This window comes from Colwellia asteriadis (genome assembly GCF_039523295.1).
Classification (GTDB): domain Bacteria; phylum Pseudomonadota; class Gammaproteobacteria; order Enterobacterales; family Alteromonadaceae; genus Colwellia; species Colwellia asteriadis.
This window is the reverse complement of the sequence record NZ_BAAAFA010000027.1, coordinates 1-1,182: the sequence shown is the minus strand read 5'-3', so window position 1 is coordinate 1,182 and position 1,182 is coordinate 1. Positions and strand designations below refer to the sequence as shown.

General features: G+C 42.8%; 2 protein-coding genes. Both read left to right on the top strand.

Annotated elements, in window-relative coordinates:
* Nucleotides 1-669 (top strand): Tle-like phospholipase domain-containing protein (locus ABD005_RS18045; RefSeq protein WP_343819149.1); only part of this gene is annotated, 669 nt, incomplete at its 5' end.
* Nucleotides 662-1,182: ankyrin repeat domain-containing protein (locus ABD005_RS18040; RefSeq protein ID WP_425544919.1), on the top strand; the 521-nt coding region annotated here is incomplete at its 3' end. The genes ABD005_RS18045 and ABD005_RS18040, both read left to right, overlap by 8 nt.

Below are 1,182 nucleotides of genomic sequence, written 5' to 3'. Positions count from 1 at the left end.
GAATCAGGCTTTGGGGCAGCATTGATGAAGTCAACGGTTAATGGTGAGACCATGCTAGTATATCGTGGCACCAATAATGGTGTTACGGGTATGAAAGATTGGGCTACCAATGGTAAACAAGGTGTTGGTAAAGAAACTGCACAATATACACAAGCAATGAAATTGGCAATTGATGTAAAAGATACTTATGGAAATGAAATAACGATTGTCGGTCACTCTTTAGGTGGTGGCTTGGCCTCAGCCGCCGTCGCGGTGACGGGTCTTAAGGGAAATACTTATAATGCAGCGGGCTTACACCCAGAAACCGCTAAGCGCTTTGGTGGAGCATTAACGAATAGCGAAGCAGGACAATTAATAACCTCACAACACGTTGACGGTGAAGTATTAACAGGTGCACAAACCCATGGAGATACTATAGTGTCGCTTTTACTTGGGGGGATAGGCTTTTGGGCTGGTGGTACACTGGGCGCAAGTGGGGCATTAATAGCACAAGAATTTTACCTTGACGATATACCACAAGCCATTGGTACCCTGAAAGAGTTACCGAGTATTGATGGTGGTAACCCAGTAACACGCCATGGTATGGATCAAGTTATTGAGGGCATTCAAGCCCAAATAGATGAAGACACCTCACTATTAGAAAACTATATTCGAGATTATTATGAGTAAAATCAGTACTATTTTTTCAAAAACACGATTATTTATCGGCATTCTATCAACATTCACTTTAGGGCTATTAAGTGCCTGTAACGCAGGAAACAATATGAAAGCAGAGCTATTTTTTCAACCTGACATGGTTACCTTATTACATACTATTCAGCAAGGAAATACCTTATCAGCGAAGCAACAATTAAGTAACGGTCTTAATTTGAATGTACATGGCAACGAAGGTATCACGCCACTGTTTTGGCTATTGCTTGAAAAAGATGCCGATGCGGTTGCCCTTGCCTTGGATTTAGGCGCCAATCCTAACTTCACGGCAACCGATGGTGCCCACCCTGTTCCTATGATGACAGGCAACGACACCATTGAGCTCTTAACTTTATTACTTGAACATGGCGGCGATGCCAATGCGGTTGATAGAGATGGTCAGCCCGCTATTTTTGGCGCCATTGGTATGGGTGATTGGGATGAAATAGAGTTATTAATCAAGCACGGTGTTGATTTAAACAAAACCAATCG